Here is a 16,874-nt window from a genome sequence, read left to right on the forward strand (position 1 = left end):
TTAAACCAGACCAGCGCGGTAGAGTCTGAACGCCGTTGAGGCGGCCAGACCGGCCCGTGCAGTTTGGTAGGCGCTGGGGTGATAGAGCCCGTGACTGAGTACAGAACGCATGGCCGCCGCGCTGGTCTTCGTGAAGCCCGAACGGTTACGCGCGCCTTGATTGAGCGCGCATGCACAAGCAAGGGATCTGAAGATCATGTCTGTTACCTCAGTGACGGTGGGCATCGACGTGGCCAAGGCGCACGTGGATGTCTGTGTGCTGGGTGCCAAGAGCAGCGCCCAGCGGTTTGACAACGATGCCGAAGGCCACTCGGCGCTGGCGGCTGCCCTGCAGCCCCTGGACGTGGGTCTGGTGGTGATGGAGGCCACCGGCGGCTACGAGGCCGCGTTAGCGTGTGCCCTGCAGGCCACAGGCCTGCCCGTGGCGGTCATCAACCCGCGCCAGGCGCGCGACTTCGCCAAATCCATGGGACGCCTGGCCAAGACCGACGCGGTGGATGCGCGCACGCTGGCCGAGCTGGCAGCGGTGCTGCTGCGCCGCGACGATCTGCAGCGCTTCTTGCGCCCCCTGGCCGATGAGCGCCAGCAGTGGCTCGCGGCCCTGGTCACGCGCAGGCGCCAGTTGCTGACCATGCTCCATTCGGAGCGCCAACGGCTGCAGATCACGCCCAAGAAGCTGCACGCCAGCATCGAGGCCATCGAGGCGGCGATCAAGGCGCAGCTCGATGAGATCGAAGAGCAGATGGTCACGCATGTGCGCGAGCACTTTGGGGAGCTCGACACGCTGCTGCAGTCGGCTGCGGGAGTCGGCCCGGTGGCCAGTGCCACGATGATTGCCGAGCTGCCAGAGCTGGGCCGGCTGAACCGGCGCGAGATCGCTGCATTGGTGGGCGTGGCGCCCATGGCCAATGACTCCGGCGGCAGCAAGGGCAGGCGGCGCGTACAAGGCGGGCGCTTCGAGATCCGCCGCGTGCTGTACATGGCAACGCTCACGGCCACCCGCTACAACCCGGCCATCAAGGCCTTCTACGAGCGTCTGAAGGCCGCTGGCAAGTTGCCCAAGGTCGCCCTGGTCGCTTGCATGCGCAAGTTGCTCACCACGCTCAACGCCATGGTGCGCACTGGAAAACCTTGGGACAAGTCGCTTCATTGCGCTTGACTTCGAAGACGGTTACTCAGTCGGTTGCTGCGGTCGAGCCAGTATTGGCATTTGTCGTAGCAAAGCTGCGCCCGCTCGTGTTTGCCGGCTTCAGCCAGTTCGTTCGCCTTTGCCAACCAGGCGCCGCCACGTGCGTCTGCTTCTGCAACCTGCGCATCAACCGCACGAACCAGCTCTACACCCTTCTGCGTTGCCCGGTAACGGCCATGCAAGCCACTGCGTTCGATGAAGCCTCGGGACTCCAGGGATGCCAACGATTTAGTCGAGGCAGGGCCTTCGTAGCCCGTTTCCGGCGCCGCATGGATGAGGCGCACCAAAAGCGCCATTGAAGGAGTCATTGAACCAGCCACGGGCTACTGCTTTCGCCAGTAAATGGTGCAGTAAACACCCTCACACTGCATGCAATGTTCGCAAGTGCACTCCATATCGGTTTCCCAGCACCAGGCAGACCTACGCAGGATGGAGTACACAAACAAGACTGAGCAAATATCCAAGGCCTGCAATCTTGTGCTCATGCTTCGGCGCGAAAGAACGCAAATGCGCACTGACTACTCGATTGAGTTGAATCGGCGCTTCGTTATCTTGAAAGCCCTCGCGAAATTCCATTTCGATCTCGGGAAGCGCTTTGCCGAAGAACAAGCAATTCATCACGTCGGTGTAATGGTTGCCGCGCTTGAAATCATCGGGAACCTCTGCATAGGGCGGCAGGAGCTTAACGGTTCCAAATGCAATTTCCGCATCGGTAATCGTGTTGAGAGATTCGCGCGTCAAGTTGTAGGCTGGGGCTGTCTGCGACATATCAATGTCCTTCCGACTCAATAAAGCCTGGGTGAGCCAGATCGACCGTGATGCTGGACTCGTACCTATCTTTCCCAATGTACTTTTGGGCCCACCTATTGCGCTGCAGGGGCGATTTATTGGAGCAGCTCTTCTCGTGGCGTTTTTTCCAGGCCGTGCACAGCCCCTGCATGTCTCTGTTCATGATGGTGAACAGACGGAACTCGGCCCCGCAGTGTTTGCAGCGGGCCATCCCGGTACTACTTGCGCTCATAAAAGGAGCCTCACTTTCTGCGAGCCGATCCAGCCGTGCGGCTACTTTCCGGGTACGGGCGGAATAGCGATCCAATGCGTCGGCCGGGGGCCAAGGGGAAGGTAATCGCTGAGCAAATCGTCGTCATAGACCCAACCACTCCATTCGGGGCTGACAAGCCACTTTGCTGCGGCCCAAGGCGGCATGTCGTGGTTCGTGTCGTTGACCAAAACGACTTCCCCATTCTTTGGGGCGGAGGAGATGTCAAGCCACTCCATTGCTTTGCCTTTCGTTCTTGACCAGCTCAAAGCGGATTAAGGTCTGAGAAACCACGGCACCATTGCCGGGCCAGTGCTGGGAAGTATCGCGAAGCGTAACCCGGACCACGCCGGCAGCTTCCAGGCCTGCAACGGCTGCACCCTCCCTCACGCCATAGCGAACACGTCCGCCCCTGGCGCCTCGGCCACCGCCGCACTCAATGGACCCACAGCCACCATTCTTCTCGGCCTCGGCGATCAGGCGCCGTTGCGTCATGTTCCAGGTTGACATTTCCGCCTCCTCCGACACTCGCCCTTGGCGAGCTTCTCCAGCTGATCGCGGGTCAGCCCTTCTTGCGACATGCGTTGCAGGCACAGACTGGCTGTTTCTGCGGAGCGGTCGCGCACATCCTGGGGGAAATCGGTGTTATCTCGTCGGCCTTCGGCCTCGACAAGGATTTGAAAGAGCATCGAATAGGTAAGCATTTTATTGACTCGTTTTGATTAATCGATGCATCAAGTTTATTACCAAAGATCAAACACGCAAGTTTTGCAAATCTGGAATAACGATAACCACAATTTCCGATGGGTCGGCTTCACTGTTCGCAAACTAATTAAAGTTGGCCTTGGAATTTGCGACGAGCGCTGTTGACATCGCTACGCAGACAGTAATCATGCTGCGCACCTATTTACTCGATAAGGAATTTCATGAGTCTCACCAAATCACTGACCGTAGCACTGACTGCCGCAGCGATTCTTTCGGCATGCGGGGGTGGCGCTGGACCACCAGCGCCAGCAACAGATTCTGTCAACCCCATCACAGCACTTGAGGCGGCCGGGAAACTCCCAAAACTAGACAGCAGCGCAAATCTGCTTGGCGTTGACTCTGATAATAACGGGGTGCGGGACGACATTGACAACTACATTAATAAAATGTTTGACCTCCCACCTGAAAAACTGGCGGTTTATCAGATTGCTCGCAGTAGGCAATCAATAATGATCTTGGTTGAATCTGGCAAAATCAATGACCCTGTTGAAATTAAGGCTGTAAAAGTCCAGGGGTCTCGCGCCGTCCACTGCATATTTGATGTGATGGGAATCGAAACGCCGCGTGCGTTTCAGGTCACAGAAACCATTCAAAAAATGACCTTCAACACGAAACAGCGCGCTAAGGCTTATTTGGACTTCAACAGCGCGCTAAGCGGTACTAACTGGGCAACACCTGTGGGAGACACGTGTGAATAAGCTTGTCATTGGAATAGCAACGATGTTGCTGGCGCTATCTGCTGCAACACAGGTATCCGCAGCAGATACCACAACTCAAAATCAAAGCGCCTGCGGAAATGATGGCATCATTATTGGATTTTTCAATGGAGTTAATACGATTGAAAAGGACGCAGACATTACAACGGAATATTTGCAGCGGAAATACGGAGGGTTAGCCACGCTGACATGGGACGGGGTGGGCGACGTTGACCTTCATACGACAGAGCCTGATGGCAGTCAGGTGTTCTATGCGCATCCATTGAGCAGGACGGGTTACCTGGACATGGATAACGTCACTGGATACGGGCCGGAGCACTACTACGCCAGCTGCAATCCAGAGAATCTTCAGGAGGGCACTTATCGGATATCCCTGGCGAACTACGCCAGAGCAGAGGGGCGTTTGGCGACGGTCCAAATCATCTCGAATGTTGACGGCGTACTGGGCACCAAACGAATCGTCATGGGCGCAGAGACCGGGAACATACCCAGCGCGCATGTGTTTGACGTACAGGTGCGCCGCGATGGGCAATCAGGCCGTTTGCGCGCCTTCCTGACAAGCTGACCTCGCACTCTCAAGGGCGGCGCCAGTCGCCAAGGCGAGCACCCGGCCCGTGTAGCGTTTCAATCACGTTACTGGGCCGGCTTCCTTATACTGTTCATATGTCCAGTATCGCGCAAGGGTGTGCCACTCCCATCCAGATCCAAGCAGCCTCCATGGCCGTGCCCATGTCGGACGCGAGCGTCTGCGCGGGCTTCCCGTCACCCGCCGAGGACTTCGCCAGCGCGAGCCTCGACATCGCCTCGCTTCTCATAGAACATCCCCAAGCGACATACCTGCTGCGGGTTGCCGGCCTGTCCATGGTCGATTACGGGATCTGCGACGGTGATCTGATCGTTGTGGACAGGGCCCTGAGGCCTCGGCATGGGCACATCGTCGTGGCAGTCGTGGACGGGGATTTCACCGTCAAAAAGCTGCATCTACAGCGCGGAACGCCGCGCCTGAAGGCAGGCAACCCGACCTACCCAGACATCACCCCAAAAGAAGGCCAGACCCTCGAAATCTGGGGCGTCGTCAAAAGCTGCATCAAGCTCTTTGCCTGAGGTGCGCATGTTCGCGTTGATCGACGGAAACAACTTCTTCTGTAGTGCTGAGAGGGCATTTCGCCCCTCACTGCAAGGCAAGCCATTGGTGGTGCTCAGCAACAATGATGGCTGCGCCATTGCGCGCTCGGAGGAGGCCAAGGCCCTGGGCGTGAAGATGGGCCAACCCTTCTTCGAGATACGCCATCTGCAGGACTCAGCGGGGCTCATATGCCTCTCGGCCAACTTCGAACTCTATGGCGATGTCAGCAACCGCATGATGAGCCTCGCCGCAGGGCTTGGACCATCGCAGGAGATCTACAGCATTGATGAGTCCTTCATTGGCGATCTGGACGGTGTGCGCGACCTCACAAGAAGGGCGTGGGCTGTGCGCGCCCGCATTGAGCAGTGGGTAGGCATCCCCACGTGCGTTGGGCTGGCCCCAACGAAAACCCTGGGAAAGCTCTGCAACCACGCGGCTAAGGATGCAGAGCGCAAACCGGGCAGCTACCCCGCTCAGCTGGCCAGAGTCTGCAACTGGAACGAGATGGACGCGGGCATGCGCGAGGACATCTTGCGGCGCACGCCGGCCGGCGAGGTGTGGGGGATCGGCCGGCGCATTGCGGCAGGCCTTGCCGAGCACTCCATCCTGAGTGCGCTGGATGTGGCGCGCATGCCTGAAGCGCTTGCGCGGCGCGAGTGGGGTGTCATGCTGGCCCGCACGGTACGCGAGCTGCAGGGCATCAGCTGCATCCCCCTGGAACTGGCTCCACAACCCAAGCAGCAGATAGCCTGCACCCGCAGCTTTGGCGCCAGTGTGTCTGCGCTACAGCCCTTGATTGAAGCCGTCAGCGAATTCGCCACCAGGGCCAGCGAAAAGCTGCGCAGGGGAGGGCAGCGCGCGGGCACCCTGCATGTGTTCGCGCGCACCTCGCCATTTCGTCCTGTGCCGCAGTTCTCAAGGTCGGCCTCTATCCAGCTCGTGCCCCCTAGCTCGGACACCAAGCAGCTCGTGGCAGCGGCTGTACGCGGCATGCGCGCCATCTATGCTCCGGGGTTCGAGATCTCAAAGGCCGGCGTGATGCTGCTTGACCTGACGAGCGAGCAGGGCGCGCAGCTGGACCTGTTGGCCCCAGTTGCGCGAGACCAAAGCACGCTTATGGAGACGATGGACAAGCTGAACGCGCGGTACGGCAAGGGCACCCTGCAGGTGGGCTCCGTGGCCACGCCCGCAAGTCCCCACGGTGGGTGGCGCATGAAGCAAGAAAGGCGCACGCCTCGCTACACCACTCGACTAGACGAGATTCCGATTGCACGCGCTTGACTCGCACCTTCGGCCTCGTTTACGATGAAAGCTATCTTGCCCCTGGCAGATCTTGGTTTTTTGCCAACCTTAATTTTTTCCTGATTTCAACCACCCGATGGGCATTGACCCATAGGGTTGATGTCTGTCTCTTTATGGAGATAGATATGCGCTTCGAGCCTAAGCTTCTTGACAACGACACGTTCACTTTGATGGCCGGTCTTGTCATCATCTCGACGGTCATTGCGAGTTCGGCCATTGGCATTCACATTGCCCGGTTCTTCTGACAGTCAAGTTCATCTGACAAAAATCACCCACGACGTAAGTCCTGGGTGATTTTTTCATTTGGGAAACTTTAACCAACCCGGACGGGCGCTCTTGCCCTACGGGGCGGGCGTCTGTCTTCTTTTCTTAGGAGATAGGCAATGACAGAAAACACCCCCCTCGACAGCAACGCAACAGCGTCGGAGCCTGCGGATCAGGTGAAAACCTTCCTCAAGCTTCTCGACCAAGCTGACTCTGTGATGGTCGATGACCAGCTCCTCATGGGCTGGCATATGGAAGCAGATTGCGGCGACCCTGAAAACGAGGTGGTTCGGTTTTCCTGGATTGATGATGAGTCCCTGGAATTCAGCCTTGTGCTGACCGAGGCCAGCATCGCCGAAGGACGGTGGGTGGGCGCATCGTTCTTTTGCAACGACAGCGAAGGCGACGAGGTTCAGATCTCGCTGCATCGCCACGTAGCACTCACACCGCAGCACAACTAAAGCGCTGCGTAAGGTGCGGACCAAAGCCCCCATCAAAGTCACTTTGACTGCGGCGGGGCTTTTCCGGCCCAGCTGAAAACCAGCCCGGCTCATCCTCCGATGAGGCGTGGCTTTTCACTCAACCCTGACGGGCACTTGCTGCTCCGAAGGAGCCAGTGCCTGTCTCTTTTTTGGAGATAGAAAATGGCCAATCAAACCAAGCAATCCACCAGCCCCCAAATCGACATGGACGATGTGGCGGAATGGGTGGGCCTGCACTACGGGCGGAACTTCGATCACGAGTCGTCGGCCAAGCGCCAGGAGTGGGTAGAGCGCTATGCGCAGGCCCACGGTCTGGCGCAAGGGCCTGTTTTCGTTGTCTTCTCTCCTGCGGAGCATGAAGCCGATGGGAAAGGCTTCTGGAGCAACGATGACGGATGGACGGATCTGGAGCACGCGCAGCGGTATGACTCGAACGAGGACCACTTGCTGCTTGGCCAGGTCTTCGTCACGACGAGCGATGCGCAGGCAATCGAAGATGGCGAGCTGCAACAGTCGGCACGCTTCGGTGGTGCGTACTCGATCAGCGATGACGATCTGTGCGCCAGTTGCGGCCACTGCAACTACAACCCTGGCGATATGAGTACGTGTGCCAAGAACTGGCCTTCGTACGAAAACCGTGATGGTTATATTCGAATTTGCGTTGATTACTCACGCAATTGAAGTTCTTCAAACAAAGCCACCAAGGATTAGTCCTAGGTGGTTTTTTTTGGCGAGCACACACCTTTGGCAGGAAACGAAGCAAAGATCAAAGCGCGACTTTTTTGAGATAGTCGTTGCTGATGAAGCGCATCTTGTGCTAGATTCATTTCGTTACATAATGCAAGTGCGCACATACAGCATTCCCAGGGCGCGCAATCAAATAGCCATCAGATACCATCCGATTAATTAGGAGTAGAAATGAAAAAACAATTTGCCGCCATCACGCTGGCAGTTCTGTCCACCGTCCCTGCATCCGCGTTTGCATGCAGCTTTAACTACAGTATTTACGCTGCCGAGAGCATAAGTAAAAGAATATCGGCGCAGATTGGTAAATATGTGACAAACGAATATTGCCAGAAATACAATAAAGAGTATCAAATCGTGATAATCGCACAAGGCTACATGACTGAAACCTTGTCTGTGGGGCACTCTATTGTTGGCCTAAGGAAGAGGGGTTCAAACGTTTACCCGGCCAATGCTCGAAGTGGATTCAGGTCAAAGGAAGGCAATCACGCCGTTTCAGTATCGTTTGATCTTGCAGCTCAAACGGCGATGGATAATCTGATTGATGTGATGTCTGACATGGACGCGAATCTCAATTAGGAACAAGTAAAGCACGCCGGAAAAAAGCCGGCACTGTAAAACAAACGAGCTACTGCACTAATTGATTAAAGGGCAACCATGCTCAATGCGCTAAACCTTCTATTTCTCGGCGGACTTATGGTCTCTGACATCGTTTTGTACTCCGATACCGACTACAAGGTTTCCTCGAACCGAGAAGCGGTATTTCAAGTCTCGATGCATCGCGAGTGGTGGCGCGAGGATGGAAACGGCAAGTGCAAATACACGGGCCACGCCATGCCCATCGTGAGGGACTGGGAGATCGTAGACAACCGTGGCGAGGGAAACGAGTATCGCAACCCGCCCAACCTCGTGGATACCTATGGCCTTGCCATCGTGATTAACAAGAAGATCTGCGAGGGCAAGGCGGAAGAGCGGGTGTTCAGAACCATTCTGAAAGAACGCCTAGTAGAGGGCGGAACCCTGTACGAGAAGGCCACTACGCACGCACAGGACTTCCACAGCACGTCGCCTGACTACCGGGCCAAATGGGTTCCGCAATTTCTGGAGCGACTTGAGCGCAACGGCGCCAGTGACCCGCATTCAAAAATTGCTTTTGACGACATCACGGCAAGCATGACAGCGGTTTATGAGGAGCAAAAGGCCCAGCTTGCCGCCCAGGGCAAATCCGCAGAGCCGGCGCCGGCTCCAAAAGAGCCGCAGTAATCCAGCTCCAATTTGCCGGGCTGATTCGCTCAGATCCTGATGTACTAGCCAGGCGTTTCATGCTAGAGTTCCATGGTCACGCCTTTGGCAGACTCTTGGCCCTCGTGCCAACCTTTCACTCAACCCCCTGATGGGCACTTCGCCCACTCGGCGGGTGCCTGTCTCTACTTCTTGGAGATAGGAATGACCAACAACACAACGCAAATTTCCGTGTCTGCAAAGATCACGGTGAATTCGAGTGTGGGCGCTTTCCAAAGCGTTGATGGCCTCAAGCGCTGGATGTCGGCCTGCCTGAATTGCAATCCCAACCACGCAACGGTCGGCATTGAAATCGAGCAGGAAAACCTGTGCGCAAGCGACGATCCGGCCTACCAGGCACAGATCGCTGGCCTGATGGCGATGACTGCCACTCTCAACGCCTCTGCGCGTCAAGAGAAAGCAGATGCTCTCTACCAAAACTATGATTTTGGCGAGGATGTGGTGGTCACTGCCGCCGAAAAATGGTCGCACACACGTGACTATTGCCAATGGATGCGCGTCGTCTATGTCGAAAGCAAAGCGGTACAGGGCAGTCAAAAGCTGTACTTTTCCGCCAATCTCGGCGTGAGTGGCGATTACGGTCCTTTGGCCTGCGCAATCGACGCGAGGGGCAACATCTGGGGCACCCAGAAAGCGCCCGAATCGAATCGGTAGACCCAGGACCAAACTGGCGCGTGATGCAGTGAAGGGGAGGGCTATGCCCACTCTTCACTGTATTCGTGCGTCCAGTCTCGGGCCATCTTTACAACCCTCACGGGGCCTTCTGTAGCCCTACTGGGTTGCTGGGCCCAGAACAACCCAGGATCTCTATGGACGAAAACCAACCTGCTCGCCCAACGCGCAAAGTGACCTGCTATGCAGGTTTCATCCGGCTGAATGACGTGCACATTCAACTGGATTTCACAGCCCCTGTGGGGGCCACTCAGGATCAGCGTGACGCTGCTTTCCTAAAAGCTCTGGCAGAACATGCAAGCCTTGACTACCTCGCGGTAGGAGAGTTCGAGATGCCGCAGGACGCTCGCGAGAGCGCCCCTAACGATATCAAGGGCCTGTGAGGGGCGCGCATGGCTGAAATACAGGACGCAAAGCTGGTCATCGTGCGGGGGCTTCCTGGCTCAGGGAAGTCCACGCTGGCGCGTGAAATAGCAAAGACCTGTGGCCACCTCCATTTCGAGAACGACATGTTTTTCGAAACGGAAAATGGCTATGCCTACGATGCCGCAAGGATCGGGGCTGCGCAGAGATGGCGCTTTCTGTCTGCTCGGGATGCTGTCCTGGCCGGCAAGAAGGTTGTCGTCTCTAACTGTCATGACCCTTGCGGTTCACCCTGGATGATGGAAGACACTGGGGGCGTGCGGGCCAGCGCGGGTAGAGGTCGGTCAATTCTTTGATGGCACTCGACCGCGATCGCTAACTTGACCCGCTGCCGACCACTCGTACCCAGGATTGCCTGCGGGCGTTGCCCAGACCCAGCCGGGTCAGAGCGCGCCTGACAGCCCACATTAAAGAGAGCCGCCGGGCTTGCCCGGCAGGCCGTTGGTCGGCGGCACCTTGGCTGGTCCGCACGCTTGTGATTGTCATTCAAGCTGCAGGAGAGCCGCAATGGATTTGACCCCGATGCACAAGCGCGTCATTGCGCTGGACGTTCACCAGGCCAAGATCACGGCCTGCGCCGTTGTCGAACATGACGATGGCCGGGTAGAGGTCACCAAGCGAGACTTCGGCGCCTTCAAACGCGACCGCCGCGCCTTGGCGCAGTGGGCGCTGGAGATGGCCCCTGAGGTCGTGGTGATGGAGAGCACAGGGGTGTATTGGAAGAGCCCGTTTGCAGCGCTGGAGGCGGTGGGCCTTATTGCTTGGGTGGTCAACGCGCGGCATGTCAAGGCTGTGCCCGGTCGCAAGACCGACATGGCCGATGCGCAGTGGCTGGCCACGCTGGCGCGTGCGGGTTTGCTGCGCGCCTCGTTCATTCCACCGGTGCAGATGCGCCAGCTTCGCCTGGTAGCGCGCCAGCGGCAAAAGCTGGTGGGCATGTGCAGCGCCGAGAAGAACCGGCTGCACAAGGTGCTGGTGGATGCGGGCATCCGCATCAACGTGCTGGTGGCCGACATCCACGGACAGAGCGCGCGTGCCATGGTCAAAGCCCTGATCGCGGGCCAACCCATGCACGAGGTGCTCGATCACAAGGGGCGGCTGCGAGCGAGTCGACAAGAACTGTGCGAGGCCCTGAGCACCGAGCAGTTCAGCGCAGTGCACCGCTTTGTGGCCCAGGAGATCGTGCAGCACATTGAGCAGATCGAGCAGCGCATCGCCCGCATGGACCAGTACCTGCTGCAGGGCCTGCAACCCTGGCAGCCACAGCTCAGGCTGCTGCAGACCCTGCCGGGCATCGACGAGCAGGGGGCGGCCATGCTGCTGGTGGAGATTGGTGCGGACATGAGCGTGTTTGGCAGTGCAGAGCGCCTGGCCAGTTGGGTGGGCATCTGCCCAGGCAACAACGAGAGCGCGGGCAAGCGCAAAACCGGGCGCATCCGCAAGGGCAACGCCTGGGTCAGAAGGCTGCTGTGCGAGTTCGCCCAGGCTGCAGCACGAACGCGCTGCGCACTCAAGGCCAAGTTCGACGCGCTGACCATCCGAAAGGGTCACAAGAAGTCAGTGGTGGCGCTGGCCCACAAGATGCTGCGCACCATCTACGCCATGCTCAGCAACGGCAGCCACTACCAGGACAAGGAGGTCGATTACGAGGCGCTGAACGTTCAGCGCAACGCGCCGCGCTGGATCAAAATGCTGCGCAAGCACGGCTTCATCGCCACGCCCGCTGCCGCCTGAGACGCGCTTGCCCGCTGACCATCGGCCTTGGCCAGCCTCAGGTCAGGTGTCGGCACGTCCGGTGGCGGGTGTCTTCCACATTAACGTCTTCACCAAAATTGCCCACATGGGTGATTTTCTGAAGTTGACGGATTCGGTGGAAATCATCGAATGCGGTGGGAAATTTGGCAGCGTTCATGACGTGCCTGCTGAAGTTCTGCGGCGAATGGAAGCGAGCTGGGAGCCCCTTGAGGGTGCCATCCAGCTCGGGGCCTGACCTGCAATTCAATCCCGGATTTCAAGCGAAAGCCGTGGACTATCTTCAACCCTGATGGGCGCCACCCATTGGGGCAGGCGCTCATTTCATTCTCAAAGGATCGACATGAGTAGCTTGAAAACCGGGTCGTTGCTGACCGTATTCGCGCGGCGTGAGCCGACGAAGAATGCGGAAGCGCTGGCCCTGGGAAAGATTTTTCCAGGCTCGACCGCAAAAATGACCGATGTCGTCATTTACCGGGACAGCGCGTGCACCAACGTGATGGGGCGTTTCCCGCCTCACCATTCTGGAAGGCCTCGGCGCAAATCCAAAAAGGTCAACCTCAGCTGCTGGGTCTGGAGGCTGCAATGGAAACATTGAATGACGCCAACCCCATATGGCTGGTTGAGATTCGCCTGAAGAGTTGGGTTGCCAGCCCACCTGGCTTGTCCAGAACGGTCGCGTACGAAGAGGTGATTGCGTCGGGAGAGATCCCGGCTCGATTTGCCGGCATTGACCAGTTCGAGCGGCGCTGCAAGCACGAGCCCGTGATGCGACGGAAGATGCAAAGCTGGGGGCTGTCGGTCGTGGACTGCTGCGCCCCTGATGCTGTGCAGCTTTGATCCGGGGCCCTGACACACAGGGCCCTTTTTCTAACCCTGATGGGCACTTGATGCCCATTGGGCCGGTGCCTGTCTCTTTTCTAGGAGATAGCGATGTCGGAAAACAATGTGGAAGTCATGCAAGGCCAACCCGCGATCAGCGACGGTCCCATTGACGACACCTACACCATCACGGTGAAGCTGCACCTGGCTGTGCCCCTGCAGACCATCGTTGATGATTTGCAGGCGGCATTCGACAGCGGAGCGGCTGGGTGCTTTGACGTGTACCCCGAAACCCCAGCGGGCGACGCTGAGCGAACCATCGTGTTCACTCGGTACGCATACGAGGACGAGGAATACGTTGAGCCGCGCACCGAAGGTGGCAAAGTCCCAGTCGAAACCGCTGCCTGCTTGCAGCTGGCGGCCGAGCTGGAAGATGCGCCTACGGCCGAGGTGGTCACGCTGATTGCCAACGCACTTCGCGACGGAGAAAACCGTCCTGCGGTGCAGGCGACTCATGCGCAGGCTCTGGCCCTTTTCTGTACCAAGCAATTGGCCCAGGAAGAAGCCTGACCTGATATTTCACAACCCCTGACGGGCCTGCCCGTTTGGGTTGGCGCCCGTCTTCACTTGAAGGAGATGGGATGGTTAAAGAACGATTCCGCAAATTGGGCCGGGGTATCTGGCTCTCCTTGCGGAAACCAACGCTCAAGCAAAAAGAGGCCTACTGCCGATGGCTGCACACTCTGAGTGCGGCATGTGTCGTCGGCGCGGTCACTATTGCGTTCGCCACCAATCCGGTGGACAACTACTGGGCAAAGCTCCAAGCACTCATCGGGTGGGGAGTGGTACTATTCTTTGCAGGAGCCTTCATTGGCAAAGGAGAGTGACATGCAAGGCATCATCGTCTTGAGCATTCTGGGAACCATCATCACGGCTGTTGCCTTGTGGGTGGCAACCAATGACAGTAAATCCCCGGCCACCGAGGACGATAGTCAGCATCAGGCCGTCTGAGCTTCAGATGGCCTGACCCCAAAGGTGCAGAAATGCACCTTTAGGTCACACGCCCGCGCAACCAACCCAGGTTGAACGCGGGCATTTTTTTCAACCCTGACGGGCCACCGAGCCCCGATGGGCCGGTCCCGTCCAACTTTAGGACGAACCATGAAAGTCTTGACTTCCGAACTCGCAAACATCGCACTGGATTGGGCCGTAGCCACGGCCCTGGGCATCGAAACCTACGGTCCAGAGGATTTTCGCGAGCAACGTAAGTACACCGTCAAAAACGGCGAATACGTGTACCGCTGGTCCTCCAGCAGGGCTCAAGGCGGCGTGATCCTCGAAGACGAGGGCATCGACCTGATCCGCGAGCGCCAGCCCGTGGATTGTGGAAACGGCGCCGTGCGCTTGCAACCTGTCGGTTGGCGTGCACAAGTCGGCCCCAGTGCCGTGGACATGGAGCCGCAATTCACGCAGCTCGGGCCCACTCAGCTGGTGGCCGGTCTGCGCTGTTTCATCAGCTACAAGATCGGAGCGGAAGTCGAAATTCCCGACGTGCTTCTCAACTGATCGTGGCCCTAGGGCCAACAAAACAAAACGCCACTCGTCTTCGGATCGAGTGGCGTTTTTCTTTTCACACGAGTGGGGGTCTCCTCGTTTTCAGTGCAATAAGTGACGGTACGAAAAGCTAGCACTGGCGCGGAGGTGGTGTTGGTAGATCGTTGATTTCATTGACTTTCCTGTTCACTTTCAAATCTGCGATTCGTGGCGTCAAACCGTGGTCGGTTTCATCCATTGGTGCCAGTTATCGATGCATTTGGCCGCGAAGGCAGGATTTGGTCAGCATAGCGGTCAACCGGGAAGCGAAACACACCCCGCAAGTTGATGCTCTCCAGCCTGGTGGGCGCAATCTTCCCGATCAGTTCCGGTGGAATGACCTGGCGGCGGTTCGACCAGCGATCCAGGACCGCCTGCATCTGTGAGGTATTCCACGCCATCACGATGTTGGCCATCAGGCTCAACGCATCGGCCACAGCCTGCATTTCATCGACACGTTTGGCCTGCGCCGGGCTGATCCGGCCGGTATAAATGGCGCGCTTGAGGGCGTTAACAGCCTCGCCCCGATTGAGCACCCGGCGCAACTCGTTCCTGAAAGCGTCCTTGACAAAGTAGTCAGCCAAAAACGCCGTACGCAGCAACCGCCCCAATTGCACGCCAGCCTCATAGATTGGATCGCCCTGGGCGGCAGAACCGAACCGCGCAAGAGCTGCCACCGCACTGGCATGTCCGCTCATGACCGAGGCTGCCAGGTGCACCAGACTATCCCAATGCTTTTCGATCAAAGCGACGTCGACATTGGCTTCGCACACCGCAGCGATTTCTGCGGGCACTTTGGTGCCGCGTGGCACAAAGAGGTGGCGCTGTTTGAGTTCCTTCAACCGCGGGCAAAGATCAAAACCAAGCAAACGGGCATGTGACATGGCAAAGTCGGTGTAGCCATGGGTATCCACAGCAAGCTGGCTGGTCTCCAGCTTTTCTTGGCGGATGACACCTTCAATGGCCACGCCCGCCTGGCGCTCATTGAGCACAAAGGGCTGCGCATGGAAGATGCCCCACCGGTCTTTTACATGGGAGTAGATTCCAATGGAAGGTGTGTTGCGCCGAGGATCAAGCCGGGCTTGCCACACCCGTTTGGTGGTCTCCATGGTCATCATGTCAGAAGATGCCAAATCGGACCGCCCCCAGGTGGCGGCAATCGGGTGTCGCTGCATGAATTCCAGCACAGCCTGGCAGGCCTGGCTCAGACGCCGTTCGTCCCGCGCCCAGCGCATGGCCTGGCGAATGCTGGTGGCAGACAATTGCGGAATCATGCGCGCGCATTCGACCGCAGTCAGACTGGTGCCGTGGGCCATGATGCCGGCATAGACCATCAGCAGCTCGTCGGTAGAGCGCGGCTCACGTCCGAGCATGATCCAGCTAAAGCGCACCTGGGCGTCAACGGCCAGAATCACTTCCGGCAATTGAACCTCACCGATGCGGTGATCCAAAGCCGCGCGCAGCTTGGTCACTTCTGGGTCTTCGTCCTCTGCGGGCAATGGCGACAAATGGAGTTCATCATCCACGCGCAGTACGCCACTGCGGGCTGCAGCGGCCACCGCATCGACACCGGCAGTTACTCTGGCCAGCAAAGGCTTCAAGAAAGTGGCAGCCTTGCTGGGTAACGATAGACGGGCATAGTGTTTCTTGGACTCTGCCTGCCAACGCTCGTCCGTGAAGAACAAGCGCGCACGACCCCGAAAGCTCAGGCTGTGCTCAATCCAGACCGAGCCATTGCGCACCGCGCGGCGCAGGGCAAACAGGGTGGCCACCTCCAACGCCTGAAACGCCCGTTCCCGGTCTGGGCTGGAGATCGAAACCTGCCAGATCATTCCCAGACTTGGTGCCACCACTTCAACTGGCAGCTTTCTGGATCCTTTGAGATATAAAGCTTGCAGCTTGGCAAGGTACTCGATGGCAGGATGCTCGCCGGTGGCCTGCCAGGGCAGCTTTGCAATGGCGACGAGCAACGACCGCACGGGGCGAATTCCATCAATCAATCCCTCGCGGACCAGGGAGGCCCTGCTCGGTGGTTTGCGTTTCTGGGTTTCGGTGATCAAGGCTTCAAGACGGGCACGCAACTCAGCATCTGGCACCGCACCTTGCGCGCTCAAGGCAACAAGTTCGCCGAGCAGCGTTTTGTACATTGCGGCCCAATTGACGGTAGCGGGGACATCGGCGGCAGCCTGACGCCACAGATCGGCGATCCGGCGCTGCACCATAAGGATCAACTGGTCTGTGGTGGTGAACAGGCAATACCGAAGAAAGCATGCGACCTCCACGGTGCGCGCTGGCTCTTTGATCTTGGCTCCGGCTGAGGGCGGCCTGGAGACAAGTCGGCGCGCGTAGCGGCGCAAGATGAGATCGGGGATGTCTGCCAGGTGCTTATGAACGTCCAGCGTGTAAAGCAGGTCGATGCGCTCCAGTACCTCGCTGATTTGGCGGGTTGAGTGTTTCGCCGGTGCAGCCCATAGCCAACTCTGCTGGGTTTGTCCATCTGGGCGCAGCTCTGAAACTGAGGCTCGCCAGCGATCAAGTGTTGCTGGATCAACGCTGGCGGCGATGGCGGTGCCTGTTTCAACTTCAAGCTGGGCAAGTGCCGCCGCAATCAGTGTCCGAATTGCCCGCTCGTGCACGATCACCAGCTTGTTCTTGTACAGCCATTGACGCGCCCGCACGAGTA

At 58.1% G+C, this 16,874-nt stretch carries 26 protein-coding genes; 21 read left to right on the forward strand and 5 right to left on the reverse strand.

The window, feature by feature from the left end:
* Nucleotides 1-193 precede the first annotated feature (193 nt).
* The gene (locus tag BV908_RS20420) at nucleotides 194-1,159 is read left to right on the forward strand and encodes an IS110 family transposase (RefSeq protein WP_078465000.1); all 966 of its coding nucleotides are present in this window, start codon (nucleotides 194-196) and stop codon (nucleotides 1,157-1,159) included.
* Here BV908_RS20420 and BV908_RS22335 read toward each other — a convergent pair.
* The 4 genes from BV908_RS22335 to BV908_RS22540 form a co-directional block, all read right to left on the reverse strand.
* The gene (locus BV908_RS22335; RefSeq protein WP_146052303.1) at nucleotides 1,147-1,485 is read right to left on the reverse strand and encodes a hypothetical protein; all 339 of its coding nucleotides are present in this window, start codon (nucleotides 1,483-1,485) and stop codon (nucleotides 1,147-1,149) included. The two genes, BV908_RS20420 and BV908_RS22335, sit on opposite strands and share 13 nt — an antisense overlap.
* Nucleotides 1,486-1,609: 124 nt before the next feature.
* On the reverse strand, nucleotides 1,610-1,957 hold the full coding sequence (locus BV908_RS20425) for a hypothetical protein (protein ID WP_103739066.1): 348 nt from the start codon (nucleotides 1,955-1,957) through the stop codon (nucleotides 1,610-1,612).
* A 496-nt stretch (nucleotides 1,958-2,453) separates the two neighbouring features.
* Nucleotides 2,454-2,738 carry a hypothetical protein gene (locus BV908_RS22340; protein ID WP_146052304.1) on the reverse strand — a complete coding sequence of 95 codons (285 nt, stop codon included), beginning with the start codon at nucleotides 2,736-2,738 and terminating at the stop codon, nucleotides 2,454-2,456.
* A complete protein-coding gene (locus BV908_RS22540; RefSeq protein WP_103739068.1) occupies nucleotides 2,720-2,932 on the reverse strand; it encodes a hypothetical protein in 213 nt (70 codons plus the stop codon). Before BV908_RS22540 ends, BV908_RS22340 begins: the two co-directional genes overlap by 19 nt.
* Before the next feature lie 222 nt (nucleotides 2,933-3,154).
* Here BV908_RS22540 and BV908_RS22345 point away from each other — a divergent pair, with 222 nt between their 5' ends.
* The 20 genes from BV908_RS22345 to BV908_RS20510 all read left to right on the forward strand — a co-directional run bounded on the left by BV908_RS22345 (nucleotide 3,155) and on the right by BV908_RS20510 (nucleotide 14,164).
* Nucleotides 3,155-3,691 carry a hypothetical protein gene (locus tag BV908_RS22345; protein WP_146052305.1) on the forward strand — a complete coding sequence of 179 codons (537 nt, stop codon included), beginning with the start codon at nucleotides 3,155-3,157 and terminating at the stop codon, nucleotides 3,689-3,691.
* Entirely contained in the window at nucleotides 3,684-4,274 is a 591-nt protein-coding gene (locus BV908_RS20440; RefSeq protein WP_146052306.1) for a hypothetical protein, read from the forward strand. Before BV908_RS22345 ends, BV908_RS20440 begins: the two co-directional genes overlap by 8 nt.
* Nucleotides 4,275-4,372: 98 nt before the next feature.
* A complete protein-coding gene (gene umuD, locus BV908_RS20445; protein ID WP_103739070.1) occupies nucleotides 4,373-4,813 on the forward strand; it encodes a translesion error-prone DNA polymerase V autoproteolytic subunit in 441 nt (146 codons plus the stop codon).
* A 7-nt stretch (nucleotides 4,814-4,820) separates the two neighbouring features.
* Complete coding sequence (locus tag BV908_RS20450) at nucleotides 4,821-6,116, forward strand: Y-family DNA polymerase (protein WP_103739071.1); 1,296 nt, start codon at nucleotides 4,821-4,823, stop codon at nucleotides 6,114-6,116.
* On the forward strand, nucleotides 6,113-6,382 hold the full coding sequence (locus tag BV908_RS22350) for a hypothetical protein (RefSeq protein WP_146052307.1): 270 nt from the start codon (nucleotides 6,113-6,115) through the stop codon (nucleotides 6,380-6,382). Before BV908_RS20450 ends, BV908_RS22350 begins: the two co-directional genes overlap by 4 nt.
* A gap of 138 nt (nucleotides 6,383-6,520) precedes the next feature.
* Nucleotides 6,521-6,862 (forward strand): hypothetical protein, encoded by a 342-nt coding sequence (locus BV908_RS20455; RefSeq protein ID WP_103739072.1) that lies wholly within the window; start codon nucleotides 6,521-6,523, stop codon nucleotides 6,860-6,862.
* Nucleotides 6,863-7,045: 183 nt separating this feature from the next.
* Nucleotides 7,046-7,564 carry a hypothetical protein gene (locus BV908_RS20460; protein WP_103739073.1) on the forward strand — a complete coding sequence of 173 codons (519 nt, stop codon included), beginning with the start codon at nucleotides 7,046-7,048 and terminating at the stop codon, nucleotides 7,562-7,564.
* Nucleotides 7,565-7,801: 237 nt separating this feature from the next.
* Nucleotides 7,802-8,206: a hypothetical protein gene (locus BV908_RS22355; RefSeq protein WP_146052308.1), complete on the forward strand. Its 405-nt coding sequence runs from the start codon at nucleotides 7,802-7,804 to the stop codon at nucleotides 8,204-8,206.
* A 78-nt stretch (nucleotides 8,207-8,284) separates the two neighbouring features.
* Nucleotides 8,285-8,890, forward strand: a complete 606-nt coding sequence (locus BV908_RS20465; RefSeq protein ID WP_103739074.1) for a hypothetical protein — start codon at nucleotides 8,285-8,287, stop codon at nucleotides 8,888-8,890.
* A gap of 183 nt (nucleotides 8,891-9,073) precedes the next feature.
* Entirely contained in the window at nucleotides 9,074-9,583 is a 510-nt protein-coding gene (locus BV908_RS20470) for a hypothetical protein (RefSeq protein ID WP_103739075.1), read from the forward strand.
* Between the two features lie 155 nt (nucleotides 9,584-9,738).
* Entirely contained in the window at nucleotides 9,739-9,984 is a 246-nt protein-coding gene (locus tag BV908_RS20475) for a hypothetical protein (protein ID WP_146052309.1), read from the forward strand.
* A gap of 9 nt (nucleotides 9,985-9,993) precedes the next feature.
* Entirely contained in the window at nucleotides 9,994-10,320 is a 327-nt protein-coding gene (locus BV908_RS20480) for an AAA family ATPase (protein ID WP_103739077.1), read from the forward strand.
* A gap of 211 nt (nucleotides 10,321-10,531) precedes the next feature.
* Nucleotides 10,532-11,758, forward strand: coding sequence for an IS110-like element ISAisp4 family transposase (locus BV908_RS20485; protein WP_103739078.1), 1,227 nt, complete (start codon nucleotides 10,532-10,534; stop codon nucleotides 11,756-11,758).
* Between the two features lie 106 nt (nucleotides 11,759-11,864).
* Nucleotides 11,865-12,014, forward strand: coding sequence for a hypothetical protein (locus BV908_RS22545; RefSeq protein ID WP_172751416.1), 150 nt, complete (start codon nucleotides 11,865-11,867; stop codon nucleotides 12,012-12,014).
* 105 nt (nucleotides 12,015-12,119) lie between these two features.
* A complete protein-coding gene (locus BV908_RS22360) occupies nucleotides 12,120-12,374 on the forward strand; it encodes a hypothetical protein (protein ID WP_146052310.1) in 255 nt (84 codons plus the stop codon).
* Nucleotides 12,362-12,616 carry a hypothetical protein gene (locus BV908_RS20495; protein WP_103739080.1) on the forward strand — a complete coding sequence of 85 codons (255 nt, stop codon included), beginning with the start codon at nucleotides 12,362-12,364 and terminating at the stop codon, nucleotides 12,614-12,616. Before BV908_RS22360 ends, BV908_RS20495 begins: the two co-directional genes overlap by 13 nt.
* Before the next feature lie 93 nt (nucleotides 12,617-12,709).
* Nucleotides 12,710-13,168, forward strand: coding sequence for a hypothetical protein (locus tag BV908_RS20500; protein ID WP_103739081.1), 459 nt, complete (start codon nucleotides 12,710-12,712; stop codon nucleotides 13,166-13,168).
* Between the two features lie 71 nt (nucleotides 13,169-13,239).
* Complete coding sequence (locus BV908_RS20505; RefSeq protein ID WP_103739082.1) at nucleotides 13,240-13,485, forward strand: hypothetical protein; 246 nt, start codon at nucleotides 13,240-13,242, stop codon at nucleotides 13,483-13,485.
* Between the two features lies 1 nt (nucleotide 13,486).
* Nucleotides 13,487-13,609, forward strand: a complete 123-nt coding sequence (locus tag BV908_RS22930) for a hypothetical protein (RefSeq protein ID WP_281631036.1) — start codon at nucleotides 13,487-13,489, stop codon at nucleotides 13,607-13,609.
* A gap of 150 nt (nucleotides 13,610-13,759) precedes the next feature.
* On the forward strand, nucleotides 13,760-14,164 hold the full coding sequence (locus BV908_RS20510; RefSeq protein WP_172751417.1) for a phage protein NinX family protein: 405 nt from the start codon (nucleotides 13,760-13,762) through the stop codon (nucleotides 14,162-14,164).
* A gap of 218 nt (nucleotides 14,165-14,382) precedes the next feature.
* Here the strand turns inward: BV908_RS20510 and BV908_RS20515 are convergent.
* A partial coding sequence (locus BV908_RS20515; RefSeq protein WP_103738568.1) for a Tn3-like element IS1071 family transposase occupies nucleotides 14,383-16,874 on the reverse strand: 2,492 nt, incomplete at its 5' end.

The sequence above is a fragment of the Diaphorobacter sp. LR2014-1 genome, from assembly GCF_002916785.1.
Lineage (GTDB): Bacteria > Pseudomonadota > Gammaproteobacteria > Burkholderiales > Burkholderiaceae_C > Diaphorobacter > Diaphorobacter nitroreducens.

Bases quoted from the DNA above. Each gene is read 5' to 3' on its own strand.
- BV908_RS22335 (WP_146052303.1), bottom strand. From the start codon at position 1,485: ATGGCGCTTTTGGTGCGCCTCATCCATGCGGCGCCGGAAACGGGCTAC.
- BV908_RS20425 (WP_103739066.1), bottom strand. From the start codon at position 1,957: ATGTCGCAGACAGCCCCAGCCTACAACTTGACGCGCGAATCTCTCAAC.
- BV908_RS22340 (WP_146052304.1), bottom strand. From the start codon at position 2,738: ATGTCAACCTGGAACATGACGCAACGGCGCCTGATCGCCGAGGCCGAG.
- BV908_RS22540 (WP_103739068.1), bottom strand. From the start codon at position 2,932: ATGCTTACCTATTCGATGCTCTTTCAAATCCTTGTCGAGGCCGAAGGC.
- BV908_RS22345 (WP_146052305.1), top strand. From the start codon at position 3,155: ATGAGTCTCACCAAATCACTGACCGTAGCACTGACTGCCGCAGCGATT.
- umuD (WP_103739070.1), top strand. From the start codon at position 4,373: ATGTCCAGTATCGCGCAAGGGTGTGCCACTCCCATCCAGATCCAAGCA.
- BV908_RS20450 (WP_103739071.1), top strand. From the start codon at position 4,821: ATGTTCGCGTTGATCGACGGAAACAACTTCTTCTGTAGTGCTGAGAGG.
- BV908_RS20455 (WP_103739072.1), top strand. From the start codon at position 6,521: ATGACAGAAAACACCCCCCTCGACAGCAACGCAACAGCGTCGGAGCCT.
- BV908_RS20460 (WP_103739073.1), top strand. From the start codon at position 7,046: ATGGCCAATCAAACCAAGCAATCCACCAGCCCCCAAATCGACATGGAC.
- BV908_RS22355 (WP_146052308.1), top strand. From the start codon at position 7,802: ATGAAAAAACAATTTGCCGCCATCACGCTGGCAGTTCTGTCCACCGTC.
- BV908_RS20465 (WP_103739074.1), top strand. From the start codon at position 8,285: ATGCTCAATGCGCTAAACCTTCTATTTCTCGGCGGACTTATGGTCTCT.
- BV908_RS20470 (WP_103739075.1), top strand. From the start codon at position 9,074: ATGACCAACAACACAACGCAAATTTCCGTGTCTGCAAAGATCACGGTG.
- BV908_RS20475 (WP_146052309.1), top strand. From the start codon at position 9,739: ATGGACGAAAACCAACCTGCTCGCCCAACGCGCAAAGTGACCTGCTAT.
- BV908_RS20480 (WP_103739077.1), top strand. From the start codon at position 9,994: ATGGCTGAAATACAGGACGCAAAGCTGGTCATCGTGCGGGGGCTTCCT.
- BV908_RS20485 (WP_103739078.1), top strand. From the start codon at position 10,532: ATGGATTTGACCCCGATGCACAAGCGCGTCATTGCGCTGGACGTTCAC.
- BV908_RS22545 (WP_172751416.1), top strand. From the start codon at position 11,865: ATGGGTGATTTTCTGAAGTTGACGGATTCGGTGGAAATCATCGAATGC.
- BV908_RS22360 (WP_146052310.1), top strand. From the start codon at position 12,120: ATGAGTAGCTTGAAAACCGGGTCGTTGCTGACCGTATTCGCGCGGCGT.
- BV908_RS20495 (WP_103739080.1), top strand. From the start codon at position 12,362: ATGGAAACATTGAATGACGCCAACCCCATATGGCTGGTTGAGATTCGC.
- BV908_RS20500 (WP_103739081.1), top strand. From the start codon at position 12,710: ATGTCGGAAAACAATGTGGAAGTCATGCAAGGCCAACCCGCGATCAGC.
- BV908_RS20505 (WP_103739082.1), top strand. From the start codon at position 13,240: ATGGTTAAAGAACGATTCCGCAAATTGGGCCGGGGTATCTGGCTCTCC.
- BV908_RS22930 (WP_281631036.1), top strand. From the start codon at position 13,487: ATGCAAGGCATCATCGTCTTGAGCATTCTGGGAACCATCATCACGGCT.
- BV908_RS20510 (WP_172751417.1), top strand. From the start codon at position 13,760: ATGAAAGTCTTGACTTCCGAACTCGCAAACATCGCACTGGATTGGGCC.